5 protein-coding genes are annotated in these 4,755 nt (G+C 34.4%); 3 read left to right on the forward strand and 2 right to left on the reverse strand.

Features of this window, described 5'->3' with window-relative positions; genetic code table 11:
* The first annotated feature begins 4 nt into the window (after nt 1-4).
* Both VFS71_RS12425 and VFS71_RS12430 read left to right on the forward strand, forming a co-directional pair.
* Complete coding sequence (locus tag VFS71_RS12425) at nt 5-727, forward strand: ABC transporter ATP-binding protein (RefSeq protein WP_326401615.1); 723 nt, start codon at nt 5-7, stop codon at nt 725-727.
* An 8-nt stretch (nt 728-735) separates the two neighbouring features.
* A complete protein-coding gene (locus VFS71_RS12430) occupies nt 736-1,707 on the forward strand; it encodes an MlaD family protein (RefSeq protein WP_326401611.1) in 972 nt (323 codons plus the stop codon).
* Between the two features lies 1 nt (nt 1,708).
* On the opposite strand, the gene VFS71_RS12435 is transcribed toward VFS71_RS12430, so the two are convergent.
* Together VFS71_RS12435 and VFS71_RS12440 are read right to left on the reverse strand one after the other, a co-directional pair.
* Nucleotides 1,709-2,830 (reverse strand): cysteine desulfurase family protein, encoded by a 1,122-nt coding sequence (locus VFS71_RS12435; RefSeq protein WP_326401612.1) that lies wholly within the window; start codon nt 2,828-2,830, stop codon nt 1,709-1,711.
* Nucleotides 2,831-2,832: 2 nt separating this feature from the next.
* Nucleotides 2,833-3,756 carry an EamA family transporter gene (locus VFS71_RS12440; RefSeq protein WP_326401613.1) on the reverse strand — a complete coding sequence of 308 codons (924 nt, stop codon included), beginning with the start codon at nt 3,754-3,756 and terminating at the stop codon, nt 2,833-2,835.
* Between the two features lie 251 nt (nt 3,757-4,007).
* On the opposite strand from VFS71_RS12440, the gene VFS71_RS12445 reads away from it, so the two are divergent.
* On the forward strand, nt 4,008-4,755 hold a 748-nt coding region (locus VFS71_RS12445; protein WP_326401614.1), incomplete at its 3' end, for a hypothetical protein.

The following is a 4,755-nucleotide window of genomic DNA, read 5'->3' on the forward strand; positions in this document are numbered from 1 at the left end:
AGCCATTGTTGTCATCAAAGATTTGAAAAAAAGCTTTGGGGACAATTGCGTTTTGGATGGATTTAATTTGGAACTATTTCAAGGAGAAAACTTGGTAGTTATGGGAAAATCAGGATCGGGTAAGTCAGTTATGATTAAATGTCTTATTGGATTGGAAGAACCAGATGACGGTAGTATTGAAGTGATGGAAAAGGATATCAAGCAACTTTCTCGGGAAGCTTTGGATGAACTTCGAACCGAGGTTGGTTTTCTTTTCCAAGGTAGCGCTTTGTACGACTCAATGTCGGTACGCGAAAACTTGGAATTTCCTTTGAGGAGACATACTCTAAAATTTGGAGTGATTCAAAATACTACGCCCTTGGTTATGGAAGCATTAGAAAGCGTGGGTTTGGCCAATACAATCAATCTTATGCCCAATGAACTTTCGGGGGGGATGAAACGTAGAATTGCTTTGGCGAGAACTTTAATATTGAAACCGAAAATTATTCTGTACGACGAGCCTACAACAGGATTAGATCCGATTACTTCCAAAGAAATTCTGATGCTAATGATGTCTGTTCAAAAAAAATACAATACCTCATCCATAATTATAACACACGATGTCGATTGTGCCAGAATGATTTCCAACCGAATGATTTTATTAATTGACGGAATAAATTATGCTGAAGGAACCTTTGAGAGTTTGTCAACTTCCAAAGATCCCAAAGTACAAGCTTTCTTTAAATAAGTATAAAAATGGAAAAAACTGCTTCAGAGAAAATTAAATTAGGCATTTTTGTAATAACTGGATTGACTCTCTTTGTTCTTGTCGTTTATTTTATTGGTAACAAGCAAAAAATGTTTGGAAGAACGGATCATCTTACTGCTGTTTTTAGTAATGTAAATGGATTGCAATTGGGGAATAATGTTCGATATTCAGGTATCAATATTGGGACAGTTAGGGGGATTGAAATGATAAACGACACGACCATTAATGTTGATATGATTATCGATAAATCAATGTTTCAACACATCAAAAAAAATGCTTTGGCCAGTATTGGTTCGGATGGGTTGGTGGGAAGCATGGTGATCAATATCGCTCCAGGAAAAGGAAATCAACCTCAAATTCACCCTGGTGATGTAATACAATCCTCTAGCCGTGTTCGTACTGATGATTTGTTGAATACGTTGAGTGTAACCAATAAAAATGCAGCATTACTCACAGCCGACTTGCTTAAAATCACCAAGGAAATAACACAGGGAAAAGGTTCCTTAGGAACTTTGCTCAATGACACAATTATGGCATCCGATTTGAAGCAAACGATGAATTATTTAAAAAAGACAAGCAAAGGGACAACCGAAATTGTCGAAAATCTTAATAAAACGGTTATGGCTTTGGGCGATAAAAACAGTGTTATTGGAGTATTGAATGATCCTGCTACAGCCCAAAAAATAAAAACCATAGTAACCAATTTGGATCAGTCAAGTCAAGAAATTAATAAAGTGGTTACCAACTTGAACGCAACAATTACGAATGCTAAAAACGGAAATGGTGCAATCAATTATTTGTCCAACGACCCCAATTTGGTCAAAAAAATAGATTCCACAATGACAAACTTAAATAAAGCAACAATTCTCCTAAATGAAGATCTCGAAGCGATGAAACATAGTTTTTTATTGCGGGGTTATTTCAAAAAACAGGAAAAGGCGAAAAAGAAAGCCAATTGATTTAAATGCTTTTTAATCCTTCCATTAATAAATCAATATCTTCTGTGGTGTTAAAATGACTGAAAGAAATTCGAATACTCGGTTTTTTTAAGTCCTCATCAGATAACATCTCGGCCAGTACATGCGAAGGCCTAATACTTCCCGATTGACAAGCGCTTCCTCTGGAAACAGCAATGCCTTTCATGTCTAAATGAAATAAAAGCATAGCGATTTTACTTTCATCAAAAGGTAAAACAACATTGAGCAGATTATAAAGTGTCTTTTCCCCATTGATTTTAAATCCTGGGAAATCTTTTTTTAATCTTTCTATGGCATAGTTTTTCAGTGAAGCTATGTAATTGCTTTCAACTTCAAGATTTTGACAGGAAAGTTCCAAGGCTTTTGCCATTCCTGCAATTTGATGTATAGCTTCGGTTCCCGGACGCTGTCCTTTTTCCTGTTCTCCTCCAAAAAATAAAGGTTGTAATCCTGCATTTTTTCGAACAAAAGCAAAACCAACTCCTTTTGGTCCATGAAACTTATGGGCGCTTGCCACCACAAAATCGATAGGGGTATGTTGTAAATCAATTTTAGTTTTCCCAATTGATTGTACCGTATCCGAATGGAATAAAGCATGATGCTCTTTACAGATTTGGCTCACTCTATCAAGGTCCAAAATAGTTCCAGTTTCATTATTGACATGCATTAAGGAAACCAAAGTCTTTTTTTCTTCGGATAATAATTCAACTAAATGAGTTAAATCGACTTCACCATTAGGTTTGACTTTTACATAATCGACTTGAATAGCATATTCATTTTGTAGCGCAATGGCAGTATGCAATACCGCATGATGCTCTATTTTGCTGGTAATGATTCGGGTTACTTTCAAATCTTTTACAGCCGAACGCAAAATCCAGTTATTGGCTTCGGTACCGCAGGAAGTAAAAATAATTTCGGCCGCGGAAGCGTTTATTTGCTTTGCGATGGATTTTCTGGAGAGTTCAAGAATACTTTTGGCATTGCGTCCCAAACTATGCGTAGAGGAAGGATTGCCATAATCTTCGGTTAATATTTTGGTCATTTCCAATATCACCTCGGGATGAAGTTGAGTAGTGGAAGCGTTATCAAGATATACTTTTTTCATCTTTATATAGATTTTGAATCTTCAACAATTGTGTTGGATTTGTGTTTTTTGCCAAAAATTATTTTCTTGTTAAAAACAATAATGGAGACCAAAATTAAAGAATAGGAAACCATTTGTAGCAATGTAACTTGCTCTTTAAAGTAAAATATGGCCAAAGTAAAATTGATTATTGGATTGATATACATCAGAATGCCCACAGTTGATGAATTGATGCCTTTTAAAGCATACAAATTTAAGAAAAGGGGAATAATCGTAAAAAATACGACAATGCAAAATAAGCAAGCATAAAACAAAGGTTCTGTTGGGATTGCGCCACTGTATTTTGGATAAAAAGGCAAAATTAGCAAAGCAATAAAAAGCAATTGCATATTCAAAACCAGAAACTTGTCAAGTTCACTATTCTTGCGCTGACTAACCAAATACAATGCATAAGTTGCCGCTACTACCAAACTATAAAAAATGTCCTGGAAATGATTTAGTGACAATAAAATACAGCTTATAACACTTATAAAAACTGCTAGCCATTGCCATTTACTCAGTTTTTCGTGAAGCAAAAAGAAAGCAAAAACAGTTGTCAAAATTGGGCAAATCAAGTATGCAAGCGAACCTGCCTTTACACTCACATGATTAACAACATAAATAAAAATAAACCAATTGGAAGCCAAAATCATAGCTCCGACCAGGGTCAAAAGAGCAATACTTCTTTTCTTTTTTGAAGCCATCGCGGAGAAATCATTCCAGTTTTTACGGATATTCTTTTTTCTAAAAACAAGATTTATCGCCGTCATCGTCAGTACGCTGAAAAACACACGATAGAACAAAATATCCAAAGAAGGATAACTGGAAATAGGTTTTAGAGCCAGACTAAAAAAGCCCCAGATAAAAAATGCTGAAAAAGCGGCGAAATAGTATTTGTATTTTTTCATCGAAAAGTAAAATTCGGCACAAAGATAAGGATTTCTGGAGTGAATCTTTAGCTTTATTAAGATGCTGAGTCTCTATGTTTCTAAGATACTGAAAGATTAAGGTTGTATGTTTCTAATAATCCAAATAACTGATGGATACTTTGTTTTTGAACTTAGAATGTAACGGACTCTTTTTGTTAAAATATATGTTTTTAGTTACTAAAGTTTAAGAAACAAATTAAAAATTCTATTTTTGTTCAAAATAAAAAATAATGAAACAATTTTTAGGGATTTTGATTTGTGTATTCGCTTTCACTGGTTGTGATGATGGTGATTTAATAGTGGATACAATTGATTTTTCGGATGTAACTACAAGCAGTTGTTCTGATAATAATCTTATTTTTAAACTCAAAGAAAGTGAATCTTTAATTTTAAATATTCCAGAAGAAACTTTTACAGAGAATCCCACAGCTGCAAACGACCCAATAGAATTAGATATTAATGCGACAAATCAAGTGGTGTATAATTTTTATGATGGTAAAGTTGCTACCGGAAATATATGTGATTTAATTCCTCCAGCAACTCCCAATATAAAAAATCAATGGGAAGCATCTTCCGGTATCATTCAAATTACAACTACTGCTGTCAAGAAATTGAACGAAACAGATAACAGCACTAGAATAACAGGGTACAACAATAGCATCGTTTTCCAAAATATCACTTTCACAAAACCTGATGGGACAACCCAATTTTATGAAACTTTTCCTTTTGGTGATTACTTGAAAACTATAGATCAATTACCATTTGGTTTTCAAGGACTTTTGAATATCTGTACTGATAGTGGTCAAGTTTATGATTTTACCGAAAGCGAGGCTTTTACACTAAATATCGATCCTGCATTAATTGATAATGTGGTTACTCCTGCTGGTTCTCCAAGAACTGGAGTAATAGGACTTGTGAAAAACAAATTAGTTTACCGTTTATTTAACGGTGTTGTACCACCATCTTATTTTTGTCAAA

It is taken from the genome of Flavobacterium sp., assembly GCF_035760125.1.
Taxonomy (GTDB): domain Bacteria; phylum Bacteroidota; class Bacteroidia; order Flavobacteriales; family Flavobacteriaceae; genus Flavobacterium.

Excerpts from the sequence above, each read along its gene's own strand:
- VFS71_RS12435 (WP_326401612.1), bottom strand. The coding sequence starts at position 2,830 with ATGAAAAAAGTATATCTTGATAACGCTTCCACTACTCAACTTCATCCC.
- VFS71_RS12430 (WP_326401611.1), top strand. The coding sequence starts at position 736 with ATGGAAAAAACTGCTTCAGAGAAAATTAAATTAGGCATTTTTGTAATA.
- VFS71_RS12440 (WP_326401613.1), bottom strand. The coding sequence starts at position 3,756 with ATGAAAAAATACAAATACTATTTCGCCGCTTTTTCAGCATTTTTTATC.